The organism is Streptomyces sp. SID4985 (assembly GCF_009863025.1).
Taxonomy (GTDB): Bacteria; Actinomycetota; Actinomycetes; order Streptomycetales; family Streptomycetaceae; genus Streptomyces.
The window spans coordinates 1-3,193 of record NZ_WWIR01000073.1; the positions used below are offsets into that span (position 1 = coordinate 1).

General features: G+C 71.0%; 3 protein-coding genes. All 3 read right to left on the reverse strand.

Features of this window, described 5'->3' with window-relative positions:
• A partial coding sequence (locus tag GTW40_RS03120; protein ID WP_343245604.1) for a biotin/lipoyl-containing protein occupies window positions 1-241 on the reverse strand: 241 nt, incomplete at its 3' end.
• A 62-nt stretch (window positions 242-303) separates the two neighbouring features.
• Window positions 304-1,692 carry a dihydrolipoyl dehydrogenase gene (gene lpdA, locus GTW40_RS03125; RefSeq protein WP_161178601.1) on the reverse strand — a complete coding sequence of 463 codons (1,389 nt, stop codon included), beginning with the start codon at window positions 1,690-1,692 and terminating at the stop codon, window positions 304-306.
• Window positions 1,693-2,007: 315 nt separating this feature from the next.
• A partial coding sequence (locus GTW40_RS03130; RefSeq protein WP_161178602.1) for a leucyl aminopeptidase occupies window positions 2,008-3,193 on the reverse strand: 1,186 nt, incomplete at its 5' end.

Consider the following 3,193-nt stretch of genomic DNA (forward strand, 5'->3'; position numbering starts at 1 on the left):
CGGAGCCGTCGTCGATCAGGGCCAGCTCGGCACCGACCTCGACGGTCTCGTCCTCGGCGACCTTGATGGACGCCAGCACGCCGGAGACGGGCGAGGGGATCTCGGTGTCGACCTTGTCGGTCGACACCTCGAGCAGCGGCTCGTCGGCCTCGACGCGCTCGCCCTCGGCCTTCAGCCAGCGGGTGACAGTGCCCTCGGTGACGCTCTCACCGAGCGCCGGAAGGGTTACGGAAACCGCCATGGTTTCGGTTGCTCCTTAAGGAATTGCGGAAGTCTGTGTCGTCGCGCCCGGGGGCCGATGGCTCAGTCGTGGGCGTGCAGCGGCTTGCCGGCCAGCGCCAGGTGCGCCTCGCCGAGCGCCTCGTTCTGCGTCGGGTGGGCGTGGATGAGCTGGGCGACCTCGGCCGGCAGCGCCTCCCAGTTGTAGATCAGCTGGGCCTCGCCGACCTGCTCGCCCATGCGGTCGCCGACCATGTGGACGCCGACCACGGCACCGTCCTTGACCTGGACGAGCTTGATCTCGCCCGCGGTCTTCAGGATCTTGCTCTTGCCGTTGCCCGCCAGGCTGTACTTCAGAGCGACGACCTTGTCCGCGCCGTAGATCTCCTTGGCCTTGGCCTCGGTGATGCCCACGGAGGCGACCTCCGGGTGGCAGTACGTCACGCGGGGGACACCGTCGTAGTCGATCGGGACGGTCTTCAGACCGGCCAGGCGCTCCGCCACCAGGATGCCCTCGGCGAAGCCGACGTGCGCGAGCTGGAGGGTCGGGACGAGGTCACCGACGGCCGAGATGGTCGGCACGTTGGTGCGCATGTACTCGTCGACCAGGACGTAGCCGCGGTCCATCGCGACGCCCTGCTCCTCGTAGCCCAGACCCTGCGACACCGGGCCGCGGCCGACGGCGACGAGCAGGACCTCGGCCTCGAACACCTTGCCGTCGGCGAGGGTGACCTTGACGCCGTCCTGGGTGTACTCGGCCTTCTCGAAGAAGGTGCCGAGGTTGAACTTGATGCCGCGCTTGCGGAAGGCGCGCTCAAGGAGCTTGGAGGAGTTCTCGTCCTCGACCGGCACCAGGTGCTTGAGACCCTCGATGACGGTCACGTCGGCGCCGAAGGACTTCCAGGCCGAGGCGAACTCGACGCCGATGACACCGCCGCCGAGGATGATCGCGGACTTGGGCACGCGGTCCAGGACGAGGGCGTGGTCGGAGGAGATGATCCGGTCGCCGTCGATCTCCAGGCCCGGCAGCGACTTCGGCACGGAGCCGGTCGCGAGCAGGACGTGACGGCCCTGAATGCGCTGGCCGTTGACGTCCACGGAGGTGGGGGAGGACAGCCGGCCCTCGCCCTCGATGTACGTCACCTTGCGCGAGGCGATCAGACCCTGGAGGCCCTTGTAGAGGCCCGAGATCACGTCGTCCTTGTACTTGTGGACGGCCGGGACGTCGATGCCCTCGAAGGTGGCCTTCACACCGAACTGCTCGCTCTCGCGGGCCTGGTCGGCGATCTCGCCCGCGTGCAGCAGGGCCTTGGTGGGGATGCAGCCCCGGTGCAGGCAGGTGCCGCCGACCTTGTCCTTCTCGATCAGGGCGACGTCCAGGCCCAGCTGCGCTCCGCGCAGGGCGGCGGCGTAACCACCGCTGCCACCGCCGAGGATCACTAGGTCGAAAACGGTGCTGGCGTCGTTCGCCACGTCACGTCCTCCATGCATGTGCGCCGTACGCCGGTCGTCGGTGACCGGCAGGCGGCTGGTGTCCGGCCGCTTGATGCTTCGGCCCTCGGGTGGGGCCCTGTCCTGCCGGGCTCCATCTTTGCACTTGTCCGGGGTGGTCCATACGCCGGGCCGGGGTGTGAGACGCCCCACGTCCGCTCCGGCCGTGCCGGGACGAAAAAGGGGCGCGCGGCCGCGTCGATGCGCGGCCGCGCGCCCCTCGGACCGACCGGCCCCGCGCTCACCTGGGGCGGAGCCGTGTCAGGGGTGGTGCCAGGGGGTGTCTCCGTGGGTGGTTCAGCCCAGGTCGCCGTCGGCGGTCAGCTCGGCGAGCCGAACCAGCGTGCGGACCGCGGAACCGGTGCCGCCCTTCGGGGTGTAGCCGAAGGGGCCGCCCTCGTTGAAGGCCGGGCCCGCGATGTCCAGGTGCGCCCAGGTGATGTTCTCGCCGACGAACTCACGCAGGAACAGACCGGCGACCAGGCCGCCGCCCATCCGCTCGCCCATGTTCGCGATGTCCGCGACGGGGGAGTCCATGCCCTTGCGCAGGTGCTCGGGGAGCGGCATCTGCCAGGCCGGCTCGCCGACCTCCTCGGCCACGTCGTGCAGCGAGGCGCGGAAGGCGTCGTCGTTCGCCATGATGCCGAAGGTGCGGTTGCCGAGCGCCAGCACCATGGCGCCGGTGAGCGTGGCCACGTCCACGATCGCGTCCGGCTCCTCGGCCGAGGCGGCCCACAGCGCGTCCGCGAGGACGAGGCGGCCCTCGGCGTCGGTGTTGAGCACCTCGACGGTCTTGCCGCTGTACATGCGCAGCACGTCGCCCGGGCGGACGGCGGAGCCCGACGGCATGTTCTCGGCGAGCGCCAGCCAGCCGGTCACGTTGACCTTGAGGCCGAGGCGGGCGGCGGAGACGACCGCGGCGAACACGGCGGCGGCACCGGCCATGTCGCACTTCATCGTCTCGTTGTGCCCGGCGGGCTTGAGCGAGATGCCGCCCGAGTCGTAGGTGATGCCCTTGCCGACGAAGGCGAGGTGCTTCTCGGCCTCGGGGTGCGTGTAGGCCAGCTTGACCAGGCGCGGGGTGGAGGCGGAGCCGCCGCCGACGCCCATGATGCCGCCGTAGCCGCCCTCGACCAGGGCCGCGTCGTCGAGCACCTCGATCTGCAGGCCGTGCTCGTCGGCGGCGGCGCGCGCGATGGCCGCGAACGCCTCCGGGTCGAGGTCGTTCGGCGGGGTGTTGACCAGGTCGCGGGCGCGGTTCAGCTCCTCGCTGACCGCGACGGCGCGGGCCAGGGCCGCGTCGTTGTCGTCGCCCTCGGCGGTCAGGACGACGGCCTCGGCCAGCGGGGCGTTCTTCGCCTCGCCGTCCTCGGCCTTCTCCTTGTAGACGTCGAAGGCGTAGGCGCCGAGCAGCGCGCCCTCGGCGATCGCGGCGACGGCACCGGGGCCGTCCACGGGCAGCGCGAACGCGGCCTTGCCGGTC